General features: G+C 67.8%; 19 protein-coding genes. 9 read left to right on the top strand and 10 right to left on the bottom strand.

What is annotated here, in order from left to right; genetic code table 11:
* The first annotated feature begins 361 nt into the window (after positions 1-361).
* Complete coding sequence (locus tag ACZ5R1_RS10350) at positions 362-3,271, top strand: PAS domain-containing hybrid sensor histidine kinase/response regulator (RefSeq protein WP_464713156.1); 2,910 nt, start codon at positions 362-364, stop codon at positions 3,269-3,271.
* A gap of 9 nt (positions 3,272-3,280) precedes the next feature.
* On the opposite strand, the gene ACZ5R1_RS10345 is transcribed toward ACZ5R1_RS10350, so the two are convergent.
* The gene (locus ACZ5R1_RS10345) at positions 3,281-4,195 is read right to left on the bottom strand and encodes a SphA family protein (RefSeq protein ID WP_027599580.1); all 915 of its coding nucleotides are present in this window, start codon (positions 4,193-4,195) and stop codon (positions 3,281-3,283) included.
* Between the two features lie 107 nt (positions 4,196-4,302).
* Positions 4,303-5,295, bottom strand: a complete 993-nt coding sequence (locus ACZ5R1_RS10340) for a helix-turn-helix transcriptional regulator (RefSeq protein WP_464713155.1) — start codon at positions 5,293-5,295, stop codon at positions 4,303-4,305.
* A 277-nt stretch (positions 5,296-5,572) separates the two neighbouring features.
* On the opposite strand from ACZ5R1_RS10340, the gene ACZ5R1_RS10335 reads away from it, so the two are divergent.
* On the top strand, positions 5,573-6,538 hold the full coding sequence (locus ACZ5R1_RS10335) for an alpha/beta hydrolase (protein WP_464713154.1): 966 nt from the start codon (positions 5,573-5,575) through the stop codon (positions 6,536-6,538).
* A 15-nt stretch (positions 6,539-6,553) separates the two neighbouring features.
* On the opposite strand, the gene ACZ5R1_RS10330 is transcribed toward ACZ5R1_RS10335, so the two are convergent.
* The 3 genes from ACZ5R1_RS10330 to ACZ5R1_RS10320 form a co-directional block, all read right to left on the bottom strand.
* The gene (locus ACZ5R1_RS10330) at positions 6,554-7,720 is read right to left on the bottom strand and encodes a D-alanyl-D-alanine carboxypeptidase family protein (RefSeq protein ID WP_464713277.1); all 1,167 of its coding nucleotides are present in this window, start codon (positions 7,718-7,720) and stop codon (positions 6,554-6,556) included.
* Between the two features lie 113 nt (positions 7,721-7,833).
* Positions 7,834-9,207: a sensor histidine kinase gene (locus tag ACZ5R1_RS10325; protein WP_464713153.1), complete on the bottom strand. Its 1,374-nt coding sequence runs from the start codon at positions 9,205-9,207 to the stop codon at positions 7,834-7,836.
* Entirely contained in the window at positions 9,185-9,862 is a 678-nt protein-coding gene (locus ACZ5R1_RS10320; protein WP_007158578.1) for a response regulator transcription factor, read from the bottom strand. The genes ACZ5R1_RS10325 and ACZ5R1_RS10320 overlap by 23 nt, the downstream gene beginning before the upstream one ends.
* A gap of 151 nt (positions 9,863-10,013) precedes the next feature.
* Here ACZ5R1_RS10320 and ACZ5R1_RS10315 point away from each other — a divergent pair, with 151 nt between their 5' ends.
* Positions 10,014-10,802: a substrate-binding domain-containing protein gene (locus ACZ5R1_RS10315; protein ID WP_027599585.1), complete on the top strand. Its 789-nt coding sequence runs from the start codon at positions 10,014-10,016 to the stop codon at positions 10,800-10,802.
* A gap of 157 nt (positions 10,803-10,959) precedes the next feature.
* Here the strand turns inward: ACZ5R1_RS10315 and ACZ5R1_RS10310 are convergent, their stop codons facing one another.
* From ACZ5R1_RS10310 to ACZ5R1_RS10300, 3 genes are all read right to left on the bottom strand, one after another.
* Complete coding sequence (locus ACZ5R1_RS10310; RefSeq protein ID WP_007158580.1) at positions 10,960-12,273, bottom strand: CitMHS family transporter; 1,314 nt, start codon at positions 12,271-12,273, stop codon at positions 10,960-10,962.
* 114 nt (positions 12,274-12,387) lie between these two features.
* Entirely contained in the window at positions 12,388-13,701 is a 1,314-nt protein-coding gene (gene dctA / locus ACZ5R1_RS10305) for a C4-dicarboxylate transporter DctA (protein ID WP_007158581.1), read from the bottom strand.
* 55 nt (positions 13,702-13,756) lie between these two features.
* Positions 13,757-14,836, bottom strand: coding sequence for a 4-oxalomesaconate tautomerase (locus tag ACZ5R1_RS10300; protein ID WP_464713152.1), 1,080 nt, complete (start codon positions 14,834-14,836; stop codon positions 13,757-13,759).
* Between the two features lie 146 nt (positions 14,837-14,982).
* Between ACZ5R1_RS10300 and ACZ5R1_RS10295 the strand changes: the two genes are divergently transcribed.
* From ACZ5R1_RS10295 to ACZ5R1_RS10275, 5 genes are all read left to right on the top strand, one after another.
* Positions 14,983-15,882 carry a LysR family transcriptional regulator gene (locus ACZ5R1_RS10295; protein WP_007158583.1) on the top strand — a complete coding sequence of 300 codons (900 nt, stop codon included), beginning with the start codon at positions 14,983-14,985 and terminating at the stop codon, positions 15,880-15,882.
* A gap of 122 nt (positions 15,883-16,004) precedes the next feature.
* Positions 16,005-16,946 carry a cytochrome ubiquinol oxidase subunit II gene (locus ACZ5R1_RS10290; protein WP_288434438.1) on the top strand — a complete coding sequence of 314 codons (942 nt, stop codon included), beginning with the start codon at positions 16,005-16,007 and terminating at the stop codon, positions 16,944-16,946.
* Positions 16,939-19,002 carry a cbb3-type cytochrome c oxidase subunit I gene (locus ACZ5R1_RS10285; RefSeq protein WP_464713151.1) on the top strand — a complete coding sequence of 688 codons (2,064 nt, stop codon included), beginning with the start codon at positions 16,939-16,941 and terminating at the stop codon, positions 19,000-19,002. The genes ACZ5R1_RS10290 and ACZ5R1_RS10285 overlap by 8 nt, the downstream gene beginning before the upstream one ends.
* A complete protein-coding gene (locus ACZ5R1_RS10280) occupies positions 18,999-19,628 on the top strand; it encodes a cytochrome (ubi)quinol oxidase subunit III (protein ID WP_027602117.1) in 630 nt (209 codons plus the stop codon). Before ACZ5R1_RS10285 ends, ACZ5R1_RS10280 begins: the two co-directional genes overlap by 4 nt.
* Positions 19,625-19,933, top strand: a complete 309-nt coding sequence (locus ACZ5R1_RS10275) for a cytochrome o ubiquinol oxidase subunit IV (RefSeq protein WP_278896898.1) — start codon at positions 19,625-19,627, stop codon at positions 19,931-19,933. The genes ACZ5R1_RS10280 and ACZ5R1_RS10275 overlap by 4 nt, the downstream gene beginning before the upstream one ends.
* 45 nt (positions 19,934-19,978) lie before the next feature.
* On the opposite strand, the gene ACZ5R1_RS10270 is transcribed toward ACZ5R1_RS10275, so the two are convergent.
* Both ACZ5R1_RS10270 and ACZ5R1_RS10265 read right to left on the bottom strand, forming a co-directional pair.
* Positions 19,979-21,274, bottom strand: coding sequence for a PQQ-dependent sugar dehydrogenase (locus tag ACZ5R1_RS10270; protein WP_058786338.1), 1,296 nt, complete (start codon positions 21,272-21,274; stop codon positions 19,979-19,981).
* Complete coding sequence (locus tag ACZ5R1_RS10265) at positions 21,271-21,699, bottom strand: DUF2231 domain-containing protein (RefSeq protein ID WP_042133819.1); 429 nt, start codon at positions 21,697-21,699, stop codon at positions 21,271-21,273. Before ACZ5R1_RS10265 ends, ACZ5R1_RS10270 begins: the two co-directional genes overlap by 4 nt.
* Before the next feature lie 262 nt (positions 21,700-21,961).
* Between ACZ5R1_RS10265 and ACZ5R1_RS10260 the strand changes: the two genes are divergently transcribed.
* Positions 21,962-23,086 carry an MFS transporter gene (locus ACZ5R1_RS10260; RefSeq protein WP_464713150.1) on the top strand — a complete coding sequence of 375 codons (1,125 nt, stop codon included), beginning with the start codon at positions 21,962-21,964 and terminating at the stop codon, positions 23,084-23,086.
* Positions 23,087-23,128: the final 42 nt, after the last annotated feature.

The raw sequence follows: 23,128 nt of genomic DNA, 5'->3' as shown, positions 1-23,128 counted from the left end.
ACGCGGGCCCTTGCCGAACCCGTCGCGTGCAACCGTAGAGAGCCCGCGCGCCGACCGGGTTCCAGCCCCTGACCGTTCGTCCCCCGGGCCGGACGGTCAGGCGCGCGGGCATAGCGCGATCCTGGGCCCCGGCTGCCGGCTAGCCGCCGCTGCGCTTGCCCTCGTCTAGCCCGGGAGCCCGCGCGAGCGCACCGTTTCGCTGGCATGCAGCGGTTTTGCCCGGCCACCGGCAAGCCACCGATCCGCCGGGTTTGCCGATCAGCGGCAGGGCCTTTTCGCCCTCGCGGGCCCTTGCCACACTCTCCGACTTTTTGCGGTCGAACGACCCTGAAGATCCCTGCCCCCGAGGATGCCCAGCAAGATGAGTGAGGGACCCCTGGCCACGCTGACGCGCGCCGAACTCGAAGCCGAGGTGCTGCGCCTGCGCGCCGCCTTGCAGGAGGCCCTGCCGGACAAAGACGCCCCCCGCCGCCCCAGCAAGGCACGCAGCCGCGCCGTGCTGGAAAGCACCACCCAGTTCGCCATCGTGGTCTGCGACCGCGAGGGGCTCATCACGGACTGGAATCCGGGCGCCGAGCAGGTCATGGGCTGGACCGCCCAGGAGATGATCGGCCAGGATGCCTCGCGCTTCTTCACCCCTGAAGACCGGGCCAACCGTCGTGCCGCGTACGAGATGGCCAAGGCGTTGCGGGATGGCAGCGCCATGGATGAGCGCTGGCACCTGCGCAAGGACGGCCAGCGCTTCTGGGCCTCGGGCGAGATGATGGCCCTGACCGACGACGACGGCGAGCCCCTGGGGTTCGTCAAGATCCTCCGCGATCGTACCGTCGAACACCTGGCGGGCCTGGCGCTCAAGGAAACCCAGGAACGCTACCGGCTGGTGGCCGAAGCCACCAACGACGCCATCTGGGACTGGGACTTCAGCACCGGCCAGGTGCGCTGGAACGAAGCCCTGACCACGGCCTATGGCCACGCCCCGGAAGCGGTGGACTCTACCGGCAGCTGGTGGCTCGCCCAGATCCATCCGGACGACCGCACGCGAATCGACGCCTCCATCCATGGGGTGATCGATGGCGACGGCCTGGTCTGGACCGACGAATACCGCTTTCTGCGTGCGGACGGCTCCTATGCGTTGGTGTTCGACCGCGGCCGGGTGATCCGTGATGTCTACGGCCGCCCCACGCGGATGATCGGCGCCATGCTGGACATGAGCCAGCTGCAGACGGCGGAAACCGCCCTGCGCAAGAGCGAAGAGCGCTTTCGCGCCATCATCGAGACCATCGGCTCGGCCTTCGCCATCGTCCAGGTCAAGTTCGATGCCGACGACAAGCCCATCGACTACCGCTTCCTGGAGGCCAATCCGGCCTTCGAACGCCAGGCTGGGGTCAATCTGCGCGGCAAGTGGGTGACCGAGTTCGCCCCCAACCTGGAGCAGTTCTGGTTCGACACCTATGGCCATGTGGCCAAGACCGGCGAACCGGCGACCTTCGAGAACTACGCCAACACCTTCGAACGCTGGTTCGACGTGCGCGCCGTGCGGGTCGGCGACCCGGACGAGCGCCAGATCGCCATCCTCTTCAGCGACGTGACCGAGCGGCGCAACGCCGAGGAACGGCTGCGCGTCAGCGAGGCCCTGGCCCGGGAGAACATCGAGCGGGTGCAGCTGGCGCTTTCCGCAGGCGCCATCATCGGCACCTGGCACTGGGACCTGCCGACCGACAGATTCACCGTGGACGAAGCCTTCGCCACGGTCTTCGGCCTCGATCCGCAGCTGGGCCGCGAGGGCCTGAGCCTGGCGCAGGTGGTCACCAACGTCCATCCCGATGACAAGGAGGGCCTCGCCCGGGCCATCGAGGTGGTGATCGCCCAGGCCGGATCCTTCGCCCATCAGTACCGGGTGCGCCGCGCCGACGGCCACTACTACTGGATCGAGGCCAACGGCCGGGTCGACCATGCCGCCGACGGGACGCCGCTGCGCTTTCCCGGCGTGCTCATCGACGTCGAGGAGCGCCGCGCCATCGAGGCCGAGCGCGACAAGGCCCTGGCCGCCCTGCGCACCCTCAACGACACCCTGGAGGTGCGCGTGGCCGAACGCTCGGCCGAGTTGATGCAGGCCGAGGAAAAGCTGCGCCAGGCGCAGAAGATGGAAGCCGTCGGCCAGCTCACCGGCGGCCTCGCCCACGACTTCAACAACCTGCTGGCCGGTATCTCCGGCGCGCTGGAACTGATGGAGACGCGCATCGCCCAGGGTCGGCTGCGCGAACTCGATCGCTACCTGGTGGCCGCCCAGGGCGCGGCCAAGCGCGCCGCCGCCCTCACCCACCGGCTGCTGGCCTTTTCCCGGCGTCAGACCCTGGCGCCACGACCGGTGGACGTCAACCAGCTGATCGATGGCCTCACCGACCTCATCCAGCGCACCGTGGGTCCGAGCATCCAGGTCGAGACGGTCGGTGCCGCCGGCCTCTGGCCCGCCCTGGTGGATCCCAGCCAGCTGGAAAACTCCCTGCTCAACCTGTGCATCAATGCCCGCGACGCCATGCCCGACGACGGCCGCATCACCATCGAGACCGCCAATCGCTGGATGGATCGCGAGACCGCCCGCGCCCAGGATCTGCCGGAAGGCCAGTACCTGTCGCTGTGCGTGACCGATACCGGGGTCGGCATCCCGCCCGAGGTGGTGGCCCGGGTGTTCGAGCCCTTCTTCACCACCAAGCCCATCGGCCAGGGCACCGGCCTGGGCCTGTCGATGATCTATGGCTTCGCGCGCCAGTCGGGCGGCCAGGTGCGGCTCTACTCCGAAGTCGGCCAGGGCACCACCCTGTGCATCTATCTGCCGCGTTACCTGGGCGAGGCGCCGGCCGACGAAGACCTGGCCACGCGCCTGGACATGGCCGGCAGCGCCCAGGGCGAGACGGTGCTCATCGTCGACGACGAGCCAACGGTGCGGATGCTGGTGGTGGATATCCTCGAAGACCTCGGCTACGCGGTGATCGAAGCCGCCGACAGCCTCACCGGCCTGAAGATCCTGCAGTCCGATGTGCACCTGGATCTGCTGATCACCGACGTTGGTCTGCCCGGTGGCATGAACGGCCGGCAGATGGCCGATGCGGGGCGCCAGTCACGCCCGGGGCTCAAGACCCTGTTCATCACCGGCTATGCCGAGAACGCCGCCATCGGCAACGGCCACCTGGACCCCGGCATGGAGATCCTGACCAAGCCCTTCGCCGTGGACACCCTGGCGGCGCGGGTGCGCGAGATGATGGGCGGCTAGTCCACCCCGCTAGAAGCTGGCGCCGATCTTCAGCGCCACCGTATAGCCCTCCGCCCGGTTGCGCGTCTCGAATTCCTTGTAGGCGTGCAACCAGATGGCCGGTAGCCCCGAGGCGGGGTCGAAGTAGCTGAGCGCCGGCCCCAGCGCCAGGGTGCGGGCGCGGTTGCCGCGGGTCAGGCCCGGGGCGTCGTCGTCGCTGAGCTGGCGGTAGTAGTAGCCGCCCAGCCCCGCCGTCCAGGGACCGACGTGCTGGCCGACGGCGAATTCGTGGCGGTACTCCACCCCGCTGCGGTAGTCGGTGGCCGAGTTGCGCGCATTGATGTCGACCTGGAAGCTGGACGACAGCTCCAGCCCGCTGGGGCTGATGTAGCTGGCATTGAAGATCGGCGAGACCGTCCAGTGGTTGGTCCCGGGACTGACCAGGCGATTCTTGTCGTAGTCGCCGGTGGGCGCCTGGATCGACAGCTGGGTGTTGATGCCGACGCCGGGCGCCGGCTCCCAGGCGAGGATCAGCGGGATCAGCTGCAAGTCGGCCGGGCGGAACAGCTCGGCGCTGTCGCTGAACACCCGCTGCCCGCCGGCGTTGATACCGAGGTCCGCATCCATGCGAAAGAACACCGAGACCGCGCCGAAGCCGTAGCGCGCCCCGAACAGCTGCTGATCGGTCATGCGCAGATAGGCCAGGCCGATGGCCAGGACGTTGATGTTGAAATCGTTGCCATCGTCCCGGCCATGGCTGTCCTTGATCACTCGCGCCTGGTAGTCGCTGAAGCGCATGCCGATCGTACCGACGGGCGTCGACGGCGGCATGAAGCCGGCGCCGAAGTCCTGTACCCCGGCGGCGGTGGTCGGCATGCCCTTCTCGGTGGCGTGGGTGGTGGCGGCCAGCGCCGCGAGTGACAGGACGGCGGCGCGGGTCAGCATTCCGGGCAGAGACGGCATGGCGGGATTCCTCAGGGCTTTCGAGCGGGCGAGCGAGGCCTCACCGGGCGCGCGAGGCGCCCGGTCTTGGCGTAGGGATCAGGGGGAGATCAGTCCGGCGCGGCGGCGACCTGTTGCGCGATCTGCGCCTTGCGGTTGACGCCGAGCTTCTCGTAGATGCGCCTCAGGTGATGACGGACCGTGGCCGGCGCCATGCCCAGGTTGCGGGCGACTTCCTTGTAGGTCTGGCCGAGGGCGAAGCACTGGGCCACTTCCAGCTCGCGGGCACTGAGGCGTTCCGCCGAACTGCGCCGGCGCGCCTTGAGCAGCAGCAGATCGCCCAGCGGCTGGGCCTCGAGCTGCAGGGTACGGCCCTGGTAGGTGCCCTGGGGATCGCAGGCGGGCGGCAGGCGATTGCCCTGCCAGCCCTCCCACTCCCCCGCCAGCAGGGCGGCGAAGCCGGGCTCCATGGACAGCAGCACGCCATAGCGATCGCACACCGCCAGGGCCAGTTCGTCGAAGCTGCCCTGGCTGTCTCTCAGGGTCGCCAGGGTGCGCAGGCAACTCTCACGCTCGGCATGCAGCAGATGCGGCATAAGCCACTCCACCAGCTGGCATTCCAGGGCGGTGAAGGGGATGGCGGGATCTTCGCGGAACAGCGTGAGATGGACACCGAGGCGGGTCTGGTCGTCGGTGAGCACGATGCGCAGGCCGTGGGCCAGGCCATACCGCTGCCCCAGCGCGGCCAGGCTCGGCGAGGCCGTCAGGTCCTGGCAGTCGAACACCTGGCAGCGTCCCTGCACCAGGTGCAGGTCGCCAAGGGTGCGGTCGTCGGCCTTGAGGGCATCCCATTCGCGGGTATAGCTCCCGGGCAGCCCCAGCAGAAAGGTGCTGTGCGCCACGGGGACGCCGTCGCGCCAGGCGGAGTTGCCCCACCAGGCCTTGTCGAAGGCGACCAGGCGTTGCAGCTGCGCCAGGGCCTGGGCATGGAATTCGGTGATGGCCCCGCCCCGCAGGCGGGCTTGCAGCGCCAGGACGACCTGGCTGAAGCGGGCGACCACGTCGCTGGGCACACTGCAGGAAACGACGGCTGACTGATCCATGCTACCCCCATTGTTTTGATTGTCTGGGTAGGATGCCGGCCCCCTGACGGGGCCTGGCTTGGGTCCGAGTCTACCGTACCGCGGCGGCGCGCCTATCGTTCAGATGCAGGATAGGCCGCCCTCAGCCACGGGCGCGACCGCGCAACGGCCGCGGGCTAGCCGAGGTCCAACAGCCGCCGCCATCGTTCATCTGATCGATAGACCCGCCCCAAGCCTGCGGCGAGGCTGGCGGCGACCCGGCGTCCATCCTGGCGCCCGGGACCACAGGAGAAGCCCCATGCCCGACGTCTTCGCGCGCCTCACTCCCGAGGTGGGCGGCCTGCTGGCGCAGCTGGCCGCCCACCCGCAGCCGCCGCTGGATAGCCTCACCCCGGCGCAGGCGCGCGCCGCCTATGTGCAGCTGAATCGCGCCCTTGGCCTGCCGCCGGCGCCCGTGACGCGGGTGGACGAACTCAGCGCCCCCGGTCCGCTCGGCCCCATCCCGCTGCGCCTCTACCGCCCCTATGCGGAAGACGATCGACCGCGCCCGCTGGTGGTCTATCTGCACGGCGGTGGCTGGGTGATCGGCGACCTGGACAGCCATGATTCGCTCTGCCGCCAGATCGCCCTGGGCACCGGCTTCGCGGTGCTGGCGGTGCACTATGCCCTCGCCCCCGAGCATCCGGCACCGGCGAGCCCCGACGATGTGCTGGCCGCCCTGCACTGGCTGGCCCAGGCCGGCAGCGCCTTGAATCTCGATCTCGACCGCGTCGCCGTGGCCGGCGACAGCGCCGGCGGCGGCCTGGCGGCCATGGCCGCGCTGCACCTGCGCGAAGGACCGCTCAGGCTCAAGGCCCAGGTGCTGATCTACCCCGGCGTCGACAACACGCCCGAGGCCTGGAATCACCCCTCGCGCATCGAGAATGCGGAGGTCCCGCCGCTGACCCGGCCGATGATGGACTACTTCTCCGGGATGTATCTCCAGGACGTGGACACCCGCGATCCGCGCGTCTCGCCGCTCTATGCCCGCTCCCACGCCGACCTGCCGCCGGCGCTGATCTTTGGCGCCGAATGCGACGCCCTGCGCGACGATGCCCGCCTCTATGCCCAGGCGCTGATCGGCGCCGGCAACGCCGTGGAGTACCACGAGTTGCCGGGCATGATCCATGGCTTCATCGAGATGCTCGGGGTGCTGCCAGGCGTGCGCTGGACCCTGGAAAGGATGAATGCCTTTCTGCGCGAGCACCTGCAGCAGGCGGCCTGAGGCCGCCCGCGCGGGTCAGACCCGGCCGAACCAGTGCAGCACCAGCCGGTAGAGGTGCTCCGGCCAGCGCGACCACCAGCCGCCCTGCGCCGCCGCCTCCAGGGCCACCAGCGGGCGGGTCTGCAGGACGCGGTCGCCCTCCACCAGCTCCAGGCGCCCGACCACCGCGCCCTGGGCGATGGGCGCCACCAGCGGCTCGTTCAGCACCAGGCGGCGCTCGGGTGGTTGCTGGCCCTTGGGACGGGTCAGCACCACGTCTTCGGTCACGCCCACCGGCAGGCTCGCCTGCTCGCCCTCCCAGATCGCCGGGGTGCCCAGGGCGACGCCGGCCTTGTCGAGGCTCAGGTTGTCGAAGAAGCGATAGCCATAGGTCAGCAGCTTCTGGGTGTCCGCCGCGCGGTTGTTGATCGAGTTGGAACCGAACACCGCGGTGATCAGCCGGCGTCCGTCGCGCAGCGCCGAGGTGACCATGCAATAGCCAGCCGCCTCGGTATGCCCGGTCTTGAGGCCGTCCACGGTGTGGTCGCGCCACAGCAGCAGGTTGCGATTGGGTTGGCGGATGCCGTTCCAGGTAAAGTACTTCCTGGCATAGAGCTCATAGTAGGCCGACTCGTCCTGGATGATGGCGCGGGCCAGCAGCGCCATGTCGTAGGGCGAGGAAAAGTGCTCGGGGTCGGGCAGCCCGGTGGGATTCATGAAGTGACTGTCGTGCAGGCCCAGGCGCTGCGCGGTGGCGTTCATCAGGCTGGCGAAGCTCTCGTTGCTGCCGGCGATGTGCTCGGCCAGGGCCACGCTGGCGTCGTTGCCCGAGTCGATGACGATACCCTGCAGGAGATCGTGCACCGACACCTGGCTCCGCGGATCGAGAAACATCCGCGAGCCTTCGGTGCGCCAGGCGTGCTCGCTGACGGTGACCGGGTCGTCGGCCTTGAGCTGGCCGGCCTGGATGTCGCGGGTCGCCACGTAGACGGTCATCAGCTTGGTCAGGCTGGCCGGCGGCAGGTGCTCGTGGGCATTCTCTTCGGCGATCACCTGGCCGGTGGTGGCATCCATCAGCACCCAGGCCTTGGCCGAGAGCTGGGGCGGCGAAGGAATCAGCACGGTGGTGGCGGGCGCAGCGGCGGGCGCGGCTTCGACCTGGCCGAGCCAGGCGAGACCCAGGGCGGCGAGGCCCAGTAGCAAGGGGTGTTTCACGAGCGGCAGATCCGGTGTGGCAGGAGGGGCCCGCCATCCTGGGAGAGCCCTGCCCCGGTCTCAAATGAAGCAAAATGAAGAAAAATTTAGGAAGGCGCACCTCACCCGGCGCTGCTGATGATCACCCGCGCGCCCACCGGTTCGGCCGCCTCGATGCTCAGGCTGAAGCCATGCAACCGCACGATGGCCGCCACCAGCGACAGGCCCAGGCCATAGCCCGGTTGCTGGCGACTGGCATCGCCGCGATAGAGCCGGCGCAGCACGCTCTCGCGCTCGGCCTCGGGAATGCCGGGGCCGTCGTCGATCACCTCGATGCGCACCGCCAGGCCAACGCCACGCGCCACCAGCCGCACCCTGCCCCCTTCGGGAGCGAACTTGAGGGCGTTGTCGAGCAGATTGACCAGCGCCTCGAACAGCAACTCGGCGTCGCCCTGCACCTCCGGCAGCGCCTCGCCCAGCTCCAGGCTCAGGGTCTGGGCCTTTTCCTGGGCCAGGGGTTCGTAGAAGTCATGGGCCTGGCGCAGCAGCGCGGCCAGGTCCAGGGGCGCGAAGGCCATGCGCCGCCGGGTGTCCTCCAGCTCGGAGATGCGCAGCAGGCCCTGGAAGCGCGACATGATGGCCTCGGTCTCGGCCAGCGCCTCGCCGAGGCTGTCGGCCTGGGGTTCGGCCAGCGGCAGTTGCTGCAGCTGGTGCAGGCGCGCCCGCAGCCGCGTCAGCGGGGTGCGCAGGTCATGGGCGATGCCGTCGCAGACGCCCTTCACCTCGTGCATCGAGCGCTCCAGCTGCGCCAGGGTGGTATTGACCGCATCGGCCAGCATGTCCAGCTCGTCGTGGCGCGGCGACAGTGGCAGGCGTTCCTCCAGGTGACCGGCGACGATCCGTTCCAGGCTGCGTTGCAGTCGCTCGACGCGCCGCAGCGGTCGTCGCCGCAACAGGTGCCAGCCGACCAGGCCAGGGATCAGGGTCAGCGACAGGCCCCAGAACAGCGCCTGGCCGATGATGCCGCCCACCGCCGAGATGGAGCCGCCGTCGCGGGCCAGCACCAGGATGCGGCCGTCGGCGCGGCGTTGCAGAAAGGCATGGCTGCTGCGGGTCTCGTCCAGGGCATCGGTGGTCCTGAGGCCGCGCTGCAGGTAGTGCACCCGGCCGTCGTCCGGCAGGTTGCCCAGGAGCTTGACCAGGTTGCCGGCCACATAGCGCCCATCGGCCTCGAACAGGCCGTAGGCGTCGATGCCGGGCATGGAATAGACCTCGCTGGCCTGCAGCTCGCCCAGCAGGTCGGCATCGGCCACCTTGCCGTAGTAGTGCGCCCGCTGCAGCAAGGTGCGCTCCGCCACGGCGCCCAGGTAACCGGAGATCTGCCAGTAGAGCACCCCGGTGAAGACCGCGCCCCAGGCCACGAAGAGCAGCGCATAGAGCGCCAGCAGGCGGCTGCTGCCCGAGCGCCAGCGCCTAGTCCGGGACGACGAGGACATAGCCGGCTCCGCGAACGGTATGCACCAGCGGCCGCCCCGCCCGCTCGATCTTGCGTCTGAGCCGCCCCATGTGCACGTCGATGATGTTGGTGCCCGGATCGAAGTGATAGCCCCAGACCTGCTCGAAGAGCATGGTGCGGGTCACCAGTTGCCCGGCGTTGCGCATCAGGTAGGTGAGGATCTTGAATTCAGTGGGCAGCAGGGCGATGGCCTCGCCGGCCCGGGTCAGGGTGTTCTCGATCAGGTCCAGGGTCAGCTCGCCGACCCGCAACTGGTGACTGGCGGACTGCGCGCCCGGCCGCCTGAGCAGCGCCTCCAGGCGGGCCATCATCTCCACCAGGGAAAAGGGCTTGGTCAGGTAGTCGTCACCGCCGCATCTCAGGCCGCGCACGCGCTCGTCGACATCGGACAGGGCGCTGAGCATCAGCACCGGGGTGGCGATGCCGAGGCCACGCAGGGTGCTGACGATGGTCAGGCCATCGAAATCCGGCAGCATGCGGTCGAGGGTGATGATGTCGTGGCCGCCGGCGATGGCCGCGGCCAGGCCCTCGCGGCCGGTGCTTTCCCAACGTACCTGATAGTCTTGCGCCCGCAATTCGCTGGCGATGGCGTGGGCGGTCACCTCGTCGTCTTCGATGACCAAAGCCTGGGTCATGATGGCCTCTGGATCTGGCGCCCGGTCTGGCGGACCGGACACCCTAGGGAAAACGACCAGGTCGGTAAATTAAATTTTTCTTCATTCGGACTAACGCGCTTCCGCCTCGCCCGCGGTCTATCGTCGGTCTTTTCACCCTGGAGTCTTCACCATGTTTCGACGTCTGCCCACCCTCGCCCTTGGCGCCCTGCTGCTGGCCTCCACGCCACTGCTGGCCGCACAACCCGTCACCACCCTCACGGTGCTGAGCTCGGGCGGCATCATGGGCGCCATCCGCGAAGTCGCCCCGGCCTATGAAAAGGCCACTGGCGTGAAACTGGACATCGCCGCCGCGCCGTCTATGGGCGACACGCCCCAGGCCATCCCCCAGCGCCTGGCCCGCAACGAGCCGGCCGACGTAGTGCTGATGGTGGGTTCGGCGCTGGACAAGCTGGTCGCCAACGGCCAGGCGCTCAAGGACAGCCGGGTCGACCTGGGGCAATCCTTCATCGCCATGGCGGTGCGCAAGGGCGCGCCCAAGCCGGACATCTCCACCATGGAGGCCTTCAAGCAGAGTCTGGAAAGTGCCCAGTCGGTGGCCTATTCCGACAGCGCCAGCGGTGTCTATCTGGCGCACATCCTGTTCCCGCGCATGCAGCTGAGCGATGCCTTCAAGGCCAAGGCGCGCATGATCCCCGCCGAGCCGGTGGGCGAAGTCGTCGCCCGTGGCGAGGCGCAGCTGGGCTTCCAGCAGCTGAGCGAATTGAAGCCGGTGCAGGGCATCGACATCGTCGGCCTGATCCCCGACCAGGCGCAGAAGATGACCCTCTACTCCGGCGCCGTGGTCAGCAAGAGCACGCACCCGGATGCCGCGCGCGCCCTGCTGCAGTACCTGGCCTCGAAAGACGCCGCCAAGGCCATCGAGGACAGCGGTCTCAAGCCCATTCCGGCACAGCAGTAATAAGGCCGCTCCCACAGCGGTTGATGCTTTTGTGGGAGCAACTGTCTTGATCGCATATCGCGGCCATGGGCCGCTCCTACAGGCACGGACGCCACCGTAGGAGCGGCCGCTACGGCGTACCGGCATGGCCGCGATAAAGACAGTTGCTCCACCGGCGTCAGACGAAGAAGGAGATGGCGCCGGTGAGCAGGGCGATGGCGGTGATGACCAGGGAGGTCAGCACCGCCCATTTGACGGTGGCCTTCTGGAAGTCGCCGATGTCGCGGTCAACCATACCCACCAGCAGCAGCGTCGAGGCCACCAGCGGACTCATCAGGTGCACCGGCTGGCCCAACACCGAGGCGCGGGCGATCTCCACCGGATCGATGCCGTAGGCCGCGGCGGCGTTGGCCAGGATGGGCACCACGCCGAAGTAGTAGGCATCGTTGGACAGCACGAAGGTCAGCGGCATGCTGGTGATGGCCACCACCAGCGGGAACCAGTGGCCCCAGGCCGGCGGAATCCAGTCGACCAGGGTCTGGGCCAGGGCGTCGACCATCTTGGTGCCGGAAAAGATGCCGGCGAAGATGCCCGCGGCGAACACCAGCAGCACCACGGTCATGGCATTGCCGGAGTGGGCCAGGATGCGCTCCTTCTGCAGCTCCAGTTGCGGATAGTTGATCATCAGCGCCAGCACGAAGCCGATCATGAACAGGATGGCGGCGTGCATCACGCCCATGACCAGGGCGGTCATCACCGCGATCACCAGCACCAGGTTGACGTAGGCCAGACGCGGCCGCTTGGTCGGCGAATCACCGAGGATCTCCTCGATGTAGCACTTGCCGCCGGCTGCCCCGCCGCTCTCCAGGGCGACGTTGCCGATGCGCGCGCGCTCGCGGCGACCCAGCAAGTAGGCGGTGAAGACCACCCAGGCCGCTCCGCCGATCACCGTGGGCAGCATGGGAATGAAGTAGGCGGTGGCGTCCAGCCCCAGCGCGGCGATGGCGCGGGTGGCCGGGCCGCCCCAGGGACTCATGCCGCTCATGATGCTCAGCGAGAGCATGGAGACGGTCGCCAGCACCATGGGATTCATGCCGATGCGCTTGTACAGCGGCAGCATGGCCGCGCAGGTGATCATGTAGGTGGTGGTGCCGTCGCCGTCCAGGGCCACCAGCAGCGAGAGCAGCGCGGTGCCGATGGCGATCTTGACCGGATCGCCGTTGACGCGCTTGAGGATCTTGCGGATCAGCGGATCGAACAGCCCGGCGTCGATCATCAGGCCGAAGAAGAGGATGGCGAACAGCAGCAGCGCCGCCGAGGGCGCCACCATCTTCAGGCCGTCGAGCATCATCTTGCCGGTGGTGGGGGCGAAGCCACCGATGAGGGCGAAGACGATGGGCACCACGGTGAGCGCCACGATGGGCGACAGACGTTTGCTCATGATCAGGTAGGTGAAGGTCACCACCATGATCAGACCGAGAAGCGCGAGCATAGGCATATCCCTTGTTCTTGTTGTGGGTCTGGCCGGACGCGGGCCAGCCGATCCCCGCCTCCGGCCAGCTGACGGCGCGGAGGTGGGATTGCAGCGGTAGCGGGGTTGGAACGATCAGGCGTGGGGACGAACGTCCGGTGCCGTCCACTCGGCGGCCTCGGGCAGCGCCACGGGTTCGGCCTTGCCACTGGCCAGGGCGCGCATCAGCTTGTCGCGATCGCAGGCGCCCTCGCCCAGCGCGATCACCACGGTGGCCACGGCGTTGCTGGCCAGGCTGGTGAGGGCGCGGGCCTCGGACATGAAGCGATCGATGCCGATGAGCAGCGCCAGCCCGGCCAGGGGGATGTCGTGGATCACGGTGAGGGTCGAGGCCAGGGCGACGAAGCCGCTGCCGGTCACCCCTGCCGCGCCCTTGGAGGACAGCAGCATGATCGCCAGCATGGTCAGGGTCTGGCCGACGGTGAGGTCGATGTTGCAGGCCTGGGCGATGAAGACCGCGGCCAGCGACAGGTAGATGGCGGTGCCGTCCAGGTTGAAGGAGTAGCCGGTGGGCAGCACCAGACCGACCACGCCCTTCTTGCAGCCCAGGCCTTCGAGCTTCTGCAGCATGCGCGGCAGCACCGGCTCGGTGGACGAGGTGCCCAGCACCACCAGGAATTCCTCGCGGAAGTAGCGCAACAGCTTCCACAGGCTGAAGCCGCGCGAGCGGCACAGCGCGCCCAGCACCACGAAGACGAAGAAGGCGCAGGCGATGTAGAGGGTGGCGATCAGCTTGGCCAGGGAGCCCAGCGAGGTGATGCCGTACTGGCCCACGGTAAAGGCCAGGGCGCCGAAGGCACCCACCGGGGCGAAGCGCATCAGGTAGCCGAAGATGCGGAAGACCATCTGCGACGCCGACTCCAGCACGTCCAGCACCGGCCGGCCGCGCTCGCCCATGGCGGACAGGGCGAAGCCGCAGAGCACGGCGATGAACAGCACCGGCAGCACCTCACCCTTGTTGAACGCCCCCATGAAGGTGTCCGGGATGATGTGCATGAAGAAGTCCACCACGCTGAGCTTGGCCGCCGACGCCGTGTACTGGGCGATGCTGGCGGTGCTCAGGGTCGCGGGATCGATGTTCATGCCAACGCCGGGCTGGAACAGATAGACCGCGCCGAGGCCGATGAACAGGCTGATGACGGTGAGCACCAGGAACAGCAGCAGCGTCTTGCCCATCAACCGGCCCAGGGTGCTCTTGTCGGTCATGCCGGCGATGCCGGTGACGATGGTGCAGAACACCACCGGGGCGATCATCATCTTGATCAGTTTGATGAAGGCGTCACCCAGGGGCTTGAGCGCGACGGCCTGTTGCGCCCAGAAGTGACCGACCAGCACCCCGAGGACCACGGCGCAGAGGATCTGGAAGTACAGCGATTTGGCAAGTTTCATGGGCATCACCGTTTATTGAAGTTGTGCGGATGCGCTGGTGGTTGGGGGTGTCGCGTTAGCCGGCGAGCCTCCGCGCGGTAGGCGCATAGACATGACCGGAAAACAGACGGCGCGCGGTCCGGACGACCGAGGCCTGGATGGTAGTGCCGTCCGCGCCGCCGCGCGACAGCACCACGTCGATCCCGCCGCTGGGATGCTCCAGGCGGACATGGGTCAGGTCACGCGCCGACTCGCCGAGCAGCGCCATCACCACGGTCTCCGAGGTGACGCAGGCGGTGGCCAGGCCGATGGAGCCGGTGATGGCCAGCGCCCGGTGGCAGCTGTGCGGCATGAAATAGCGCACCTGCAGGGTGCCGCCCTGCTGGGGCGGGGAGATCAGTACCGGCTTGGGGATCACCTTGCCGCTGACATCGCCCAGGCCCATGGCCCGACCCGCCTGCAGCCGCAGGGCTTCCAGCCGGGCCAGCAGCGCCGCGTTGGCGTCCAGTTCGGCCGGCCGCTCGCTGCCGGTCACGCCCAGGTGGCGGGCCTCGACGATCATCATCGGCATGGCCATGTCGATGCAGGTCACCGGCACGCCGTCGAAGACATCCGTGGCCTGGCCGGTGGGAAACAGCTGGCCGGTCTTGCTGCCCACGGCGTCGAGAAAGGTCAGCTGCACCGGCGCGGCGGTGCCGGGCACGCCGTCGATGGCGGTGTCGCCTTCATAGCGCACCAGGCCGCCGGGCGTATGCACCAGGGAATCGACGAAACTGTTGGTGTTGAGGTTGCGGATACGCACCAGGGTCTTGCCGTCTCTCGCGGCAACCAGCCCCTGCTCCACGGCGAAGGGCCCCACGGCGCAGAGCATGTTGCCGCAGTTGGGTGCGGTATCGACGCGCCGCTCGGCGACCATCACCTGGACGAAGAGGTAATCCACGTCGGCATCGGCGTGGCTGGAGGGGCTGATGATGGCCACCTTGCTGGTCTGGGGACTGCCGCCACCGATGCCGTCGATTTCCAGCTCGTGGCCGGCACCCATGAGGTCGATCAGCATCTCGTCGCGCGCGGCGGGATCGCTGGGCAGGTCACTGGCGTGGAAGAAGGGGCCCTTGGAGGTGCCACCTCGCATGAGAACGCAGGGAATACGTTGCATGACTGCTGACTCTTGTTGATCAATAGCGGTTATTGATGTTCTGGGAACAAGATTGGCAGCCGGATATAAATCTATCCAATGCAAATATCAGCGCTATTATTCCACTTGGATAATTAATAAAGCCGGCTTTACGAAACGGGGCGTTCATGGACTACGAGCTGCAAGATATTCGATCTTTCGTGAAAATCGCCGAACTGGGCAGCTTCCACGAGGCCGCCGATGCCTTGCACCTGTCGCAGCCGGCCCTGAGCCGGCGCATCAAGAAGCTGGAAGACGGCCTGGGCACGCCCCTGCTCGAACGCACCACTCGTCGCGTCGGCCTCACCAGCGTCGGGCGCGATTTCCTGCCCAAGGCGCGGCGGCTGCTGGACGACTTCGAGGACTCCATCCTCAGCATCCGCGAACTGGCCGAGCGCCAGACCGGCCAGGTCACCCTGGCCTGCATCCCCACCGCGGCCTTCTACTTTCTGCCCTCGGTGATCCGCCAGTACAACGAGCAATACCCCAAGATCCGCATCCGCCTGCTGGACCTCAGCGCCAACGACGGCCTGGAAGCCGTGTTGCGCGGCGAAGCCGACTTCGGCATCAACATGCTCAGCGGTCAGCACCCGGACATCGAATTCGTGCCCCTGGTGCAGGAGCAATTCGTGCTGGCCTGCCGGCGCGACCACGAACTGGCCGGGCGCCCGTCGATCAGCTGGGCCGAGCTGGTCGAGCACCGGCTGATCGGCGTGGGACGTCTGAGCGGCAACCGGGTGCTGCTCGATCATGCCCTCTCCGCCCGCGGCATCCGCCCCAAGTGGTTCTATGAGGTGCAGCACCTGTCCACCTCCCTGGGCATGGTGGAAGCCGGCCTCGGCGTCTCGGCCATGCCCAGTCTGGCCATGCCGGATGCCGACCACCCGACCCTGGTCAGCGTGCCCCTCAGTGATCCGGAGGTGACCCGGACGCTGGGCCTGGTCTCGCGTCGCGGCGCCTCCCTGTCGCCCGCCGCAGAAAAATTCGTCGCCATCCTGCTCGGCCAGTGGAAGACCGAACAGCCCTAGCCCGCACCTCGCACGCGGTCGTGCCCCGAGCGGGGGGGCGGCCAAGCGCCAGTATGCAGTGAACGGCTCGCCTGCTCGGGCGGTCTGTTGGCTGCAACAACTGGTTACGGTCGAGTCCGCTCATGTCCCTTGCGCGAAAGTCGCGTCCTTCTTCTCCCTGCCCGGGGAGCACCTCGAGGCGCCGCCTGGCGGTCGGGTCCCTGGCTGGCCTGCTGCTGGCCGCTTCGCTCACTGGCTGTTCGCCGCTACAGCACGGCTTTCTCGCCCCGGCCGGTCTCGCCGCCAGTGGCGAACGCGACCTGCTGCTGTGGATCGTCGGCCTGGCGCTGGTGGTGGTCCTGCCGGTGATCCTGCTCACCCCGCTGATCGTCTGGCGCTATCGCCACGGCAACACGCGCGCCGCCTACCGGCCGCGCTGGGAATTCTCCTGGCTGCTGGACGTCTTCGCCTGGGGCGTGCCAGCGCTGATTGTCGCGGTGCTGGCGGTGCTGGTCTGGACCCGCACCCACAGCCTCGATCCCTATCGCTCGCCGACACCCAGCCAGGCGCCGCTGGAGGTCCAGGTGATCGGCCTGGACTGGAAGTGGCTGTTTCTCTATCCCGAACAGGGCATCGCCACGGTCAATGAACTGGTCCTGCCAGCCGGACGCCCGGTGCAGCTCAGACTCACCAGCGATACGGTGATGCAATCCCTGCTGTTGCCGCGCCTCGGTGGCCAGATCTACGCCATGGCCGGCATGCAGACCCAGCGCTACCTGCAGATTCCCGCGCCCGGCCAGTTCGAGGGCCGCAATGCCCAGTACAGCGGCGAAGGCTTCCAGGATCAGCATTTCCCGATCCGGGTGCTGGATGCGCAGGACTTCGCCAGCTGGACCCAGGGCGTCAGCCAGACCCGCGAGGCGCTGGATTGCGCCCATTACCAGGTGCTATCCCGCCCCGGCACCCTGGAGCAGGCCGCCGCGTTGCGCCTGACCCAACCCGCCCTCTTCGCCTGGGTGCTGGCGCGCTATCGCCAGGATCCGGTACCCGCCTGCGCCACCTTCCAGGGAGCCACCCATGACTGATTCCTCGGCCCTCTGGCACCTGCTGTTCGGTCGCCTGGGCTACGATGCCCTGCCCTTCTACAGCCTGGTCGCCACCTGCGGCGCCAGCGTGGTGATCCTTGGCGCCCTGGCCACCGCCGGGGTGATCACCTGGCTCGGCAAGTGGCGCTATCTCTGGCAGGAGTGGTTCACCAGCCTGGACCACAAGCGCATCGGCGTCATGTATGTGGTGCTGGCCCTGGTGATGTTCAGCCGCGGCGTGGTGGAAGGCGTGATGATGCGCACCCAGCAGGCCCTGGCCATCGATGCCCCGGGCTATCTGCCACCGGAGCACTTCGGCCAGCTGTTCAGCACCCACGGCACCATCATGGTGTTCTTCGTGGCCATGCCCTTCCTTACCGGGCTGATCAACTTCGTCATGCCGCTGCAGATCGGTGCCCGCGACGTGCGCTTTCCGCTGCTCAACGCCATCAGCCTCTGGCTGACCGTGGCCGGTGCGGCCCTGGTGATGGTCTCGCTGGTGCTGGGTCGCTTCTCGACCGGTGGCTGGAGCGGCTATCCGCCCTATACCGGCGCCGAATACCAGCCCGGCGTCGGCCCCGACTACTGGATCTGGGCGCTGACCCTCAGCTCCATCGGCAGCACCCTGACCGGCCTCAATTTCGCCGTCACCCTCTACAAGGAGCGGACGCCGGGCATGCGCCTGTTCCATATGACGCTGTTCAGCTGGACGGCGCTGTGCACCAGCATCCTGATGATCTTCGCCATGCCGCCGCTGACCGTGGCCACCCTGCTGCTGGCCCTGGACCGCTACCTGGACTTCCATTTCTTCACCAACACCCAGGGCGGCAACCTGATGAACTACATCAACCTCTTCTGGCTGTTCGGCCATCCAGAGGTGTACATCCTGATCCTGCCGGCCTTCGGGGTGTTCTCCGAGGTCTTCGCCACCTTCTCCACCAAGCGGCTCTATGGCTATCACTCCCTGGTCTGGGCCACCCTGGTGATCGCGGTGCTGTCCTTTACCGTCTGGCTGCACCACTTCTTCACCATGGGCCAGAGCCCGAAGATCAATGCCGCCTTCGGCATCGCCACCATGCTCATCGGCATTCCCACCGGGGTGAAGATCTACGACTGGATGGCGACCATGTTCCGCGGGCGCATCCGCCTGACCACGCCGCTGATCTATGCGGTGATGTTCATCATGCTGTTCGTCATCGGCGGCCTTACTGGCATCACCCTGGCCACACCGCCGGTGGACTATCAGGTGCACAACACCGTCTACCTGGTCGCCCACTTCCACAACATGCTGATCCCCGGGATGCTGTTCGGCATGCTGGCCGGCTATCACTTCTGGTTTCCCAAGGCCTTCGGCTTTCGCCTCGACGAGCGCTGGGGCCGCATCGCCGCCCTGAATTTCGGCCTGGGCTTCCTGCTCGCCTTCATGCCGCTGTACGTGCTTGGGGTCTCCGGCCTGCCGCGGCGCAGCCAGGCGATCCACAATCCCGATTTCGCCCCGCTGCTGTGGGTCGCCGAGCTGGGTGCGGTGATCCTGCTCGCCGCCCTGGCCAGCCTGGTGATCCAGCTGGTGGTGAGCATCCGCCACCGCGACAGTACCCGGGTGCCGGTGGGCGATCCCTGGAATGGCCGCACCCTGGAATGGGCCGTGGCCGCGCCGCCGCCGGAATACAACTTCGCCGTGCCGCTGCCGATCAACGACCGCGACCCCTTCACCTGGCTCAAGGAGCACGACCTGGCCTATGACCGGCCGCGCACCTATGCCGACATCGAACTGCCAAAGAACAGCGCGGTGCCTGCCATCGTCGGGGCGGCGGGCTTTGCCTGCGCCTTCGGGCTGGTCTGGCACATCGGCTGGCTGGCCGTGCTCGGCCTGGGGGTGGCCTGGGGCGCGGTGATCGCCCGCAGCTTCCAGCGCGATACCGAGCGGCTGATTTCCGCTGCAGACATCCGCCGCCAACACGAGGCTTGGCTGGATCTCGTCGCCGCGACGCGAGCGGTCAACCGCGACGAGGAAACCGGGCCGGGCAACCGTGGCCTGGCGGAGATGGGCCCATGAGTCCGCGCGACATGAACCACGCCGGCCTCAATGTCGGCGCCACCGATCACGCCACCCACGCCGAGGCCGAGTATTCGCTGTTCGGCTTCTGGATCTTCCTGATGAGCGACGCCCTGGTGTTCGCGCTGCTGTTCGCCATCTACGCGACGCTACAGCACGCCACCGCCGGGGGCCCGGTCGCCCGGGACGTCTTCGAGATCGGCAGTGTCACCCTGCAGACCCTGGTGCTGCTGGCCAGCAGCTTCACCTATGGCCTGGCGTCCCTGGCCATGAAGTACCACGAGGGTCGCCTGCGGCCCCTGGTGACCTGGCTGCTGGTAACCCTGGCGCTGGGCCTGGTCTTTCTGGGCCTGGAGGTGCACGACTTCCTCGGCATGGCGGACAAGGGTGCCCTGCCCCAGCGCAGCGCCTTTCTCTCGGCCTTCTTCGCCCTGGTGGGCATGCACGGGGTGCACGTCGCCAGTGGCTGTCTGTGGCTGGTGGTGATGCTGGTGCAACTCAGGGTGTTCGGCCTGGATACGCCGGTGAAGACCCGGCTGATGCGGCTGGGCCTGTTCTGGCATTTTCTCGATATCGTCTGGGTAGCCATCCTCTCGGTGGTCTACCTGCAGGGGCTGCTGCCATGAAGAGAGATGACTATCGTCGGGAGCTGACGAGCTACGTCGTCGGCCTGCTGCTGGCGGTGACGCTGAGTCTGATCCCCATCGGCCTGGTGCTCTTCCCGAACTGGCCGCGCGGCACCACCCTGGGGGTCATCTTCGGCCTGGGTCTGCTGCAGATCCTGGTGCATCTGCGCTGCTTCCTGCATATCAGCCTGGGCCGCTCGCACCGCCACGACCTCTATCTGCTCTTGTTCACCAGCCTGATCCTGGTGCTGATGGTGGTGGGCAGCCTGGTGGTGCTCGGCGATCTGCAGCACCGCATGCATTGATCGGCTTGCCGCCCGACTGCGCGGCAAGCCGATCCATCTCGCACCTTACTGGGTACGCGTCACGCGCCAGACGGTGTTGGCCAGGTCGTCGGCGATGAGGACGCCACCGCGCTGATCCACCGCCACCCCGACCGGGCGGCCGCGGGTCTTGCCGTCGTCGCCGTAGAACCCGGTAGCGAAGTCGATGGGCTCGCCGGCCGGACGGCCCTGCTGGAAGGGCACGAAGACCACGCGGTAGCCCACCGGCTTGTCGCGGTTCCAGCTGCCGTGCTCGCCGACGAAGACGCCATCGGTGAATTGCCCGCCCACCGCCGCGGTGGAAAAGGTCACGCCCAGGGCGGCGACGTGGGAGCCCAAGCTGTAGTCGGGCTTGATGGCGGCGGCCACCTTGGCCGGATCCTGCGGCTGGGCACGGGTATCGACGTTCTGCCCCCAGTAGCTGTAGGGCCAGCCATAGAAGCCGCCTTCGCGGATGGAGGTCAGGTAGTCCGGCACCAGGTCCGGGCCGATCTCGTCGCGCTCGTTGGCCACCGCCCAGAGCTGGCCGCTGTCGGGCTGTATGGCCAGGGCGGTGGGATTGCGCACCCCGGTGGCATAGTTCTTGTGCGCACCGCTCTGGGCATCGATCTGCCAGATCACCGCGCGATCCACCTCGACGTCCATGCCGCGCTCGCCGACGTTGCTGTTGGAGCCGATGCCCACATAGAGATAGCGACCATCGGCGCTGGCAGCGAGGGACTTGGTCCAGTGGTGGTTGATCGCCGCCGGCAGCTCGACCAGCTTGTCCGGCGCGCCGCTGGCCTGGGTCTGGCCGTCCTGATAGGGAAAGCTGACCAGGGCATCCTGGTTGGCCACGTAGATCCGGCCGTTGGCGAAGGCCAGGCCATAGGGCGCGTTGAGGTTCTCGGCGAACACCGTCTTGAGTTCGTACTTGCCGTCGCCATCGGCGTCGCGCAGCAGGGTCAGGCGATTGCCGCCCTTCACCTGGGTGTTGCCCTGGGCCTTGATGTAGCCGGCGATGACGTCCTTGGGCTTGAGCTTGGGCGCGTTGCCGCCACGGCCTTCGGCCACCAGGATGTCGCCATTGGGCAGCACCAGCATCTGTCGCGGAATGCGCAGATCGGTGGCGATGGCGGTGATGGTGTAGCCCTGGGGCACGCTGGGGGTGCGATCGCCCCACGGTGCGGGCTCGGCGATCTTCATGCTCGGCAGGAGGCCGCGCTGGGGTTCGGGCAGCTTGGGATCGGGTCCGCGGGCCTGGGTGTCGGCACCGCCTTCGTTGCCGCAGGCGGCCAGCAGCACGGCCAGACCCAGGACGCTCAAGACTCGTGGAGTGCTCATCGGACCACCTCCGAACGCAGGTTGGAGAGACCGATCCAGGCAGCCACCAGGCTCAGCACCGACACGATCACCGAGAGGATCAGCCCGGCGGGCATCACCGCCCAGGCATCCTTGGCATGTTCGAAGGCATTGACCAGCCCCAGCACCCAGGCCAGCAACAGCAGGAGGAAATAGGCCGCCGGCCGGCGGCCGCGGAAGCGCGCGCCGAACAGATTGCCGAGGGCGAACAGCAGGGCCAGCCCGGACAGCAACAGCGCCCCGGCGATCAGCCAGGCGGCGAAGTTGGCCCACTGGATCTGCATCGTCTGGTAGTAGGCGATGTCGCTGAGCAGGCCGCCGATGAACAGCGGGACGGAACCGGCCAGCAGCAGCGCGTGCAGCGGGCCGGGCCGGACAGGGTGGTAATGATGGGCAGCTACGGTCACTGACGACTCCTTTTCATGACGGGACGTGGCAGGGCCGGGCAGCCACTGCGCGGCGCAAGACGCACTGAAACGGATTGCGCGCGGCTGAGGTTAGTTCAGCCGTTTCGCCTGGCGGACACCTCTTGCAAAAGAAGAGATAATGACAGTCTCGTTGCAGCCACGGCCTCTGCCTGGCGCCTGTAGGGCCGAGCCGTCACTGCAATCCGCTGTCCAGTCGCCGACCGCCGGGCTGGACGTCACCTCCCACAGGAATCTTTCGCGCATGACCTCTTCCCGGTCCGTCGACCAGGCCTCCCGGCGCGCGGCCATCGTCCTCGCCTGCTGCCTGCCCAGCGACGTGCTGCTCTATCTCGTCCTGCCCATGTACGCCCCGGTCTTCGGCATCACCCTGATCGAGGCCGGCATCCTGCTGGCCGCCAACCGGGTGATCCGCATCGTCGGCTACCGCTATGTGGTGCAGCTCTATGCCCGCTTCGGCGATCGCCGCAGTCTGGTGGTGGCTTCCGCAGTGGCCGCCCTCTGCGCCCTGGGCAACGCCAATCTCTCGGGTTTCTGGGCACTGGTGGGGTTGCGCCTGGCCTGGGGCCTGAGCTTCGCCACCTTCAACCTGTCCACCCAGGTGCTGGCCACCGCCGATCCGGCCGGCGCCGCCCGGCGCACCGGTACGTCCCGGTCGCTGATCGCCATCGGTCCCATGCTGGCGCTCTCGGTGGGCGCCTGGCTGACCCTGCAGTACGGACCGCGCGCCGTGCTGCTGCTGAGCAGCGGACTCTGCCTGATCGGCCTGCTGCTGGCCCTGGGGCTGCCCCGCGCCGGGCACGAATTGCCGGCGCCCGGACGGCGCCTGCGCTGGCCGGATCGCATCGTCACCTGGTCCTTTATCGAAGGGGTGACCCTGGACGGCCTGTTCATCTTTGGTCTGTCGGCCTTTTCCCAGGCGGTACTCGGAGGCAATGCGGTGCTGGTCGCTGGCTTGCTGATGGCGCTGCGTTATCTGTCCGACATGCTGCTCAGCCCGCTCGGCGGGCGGGCGGCGGATCGCTATGGCGCGGCGCCCATGCTGGTGGTCTGCTCGACGCTGACCGCGCTGTTCCTGATCGCCTTCGGCTTTCACTGGCTGATCCTCGGCGCGGGCGGGGTGCTGATCCTGCGCGCCCTGCAGATCCCCCTGGTGGTGACCCTGGTCGCCACCCGCCATCCGGGTCAGGCCCGGCTGCCGGCGCTGGCCTCCAACGCCATGTGGCGCGACGTGGGCGCCAGCGTCGGTCCGCTGCTGGCCGGGGCGCTCATTCCGCTGGTGCCCTCGACCCTGCTGTATCCGCTGTCCGGCGTGGCGATCCTGGCCAGCTCCCTGGCCTGCCTGCGACTGAAGCCGGCGAGCGAATGAGGCCGCCGGCCCTGGCACCTGTCCCTTGCGGACAGCTGCCAG

It is taken from the genome of Pseudomonas sp. Pso3 (genome assembly GCF_055393275.1).
Note: the sequence above shows the minus strand (reverse complement) of the source record. Positions and strands in the feature narration are given on the sequence as shown.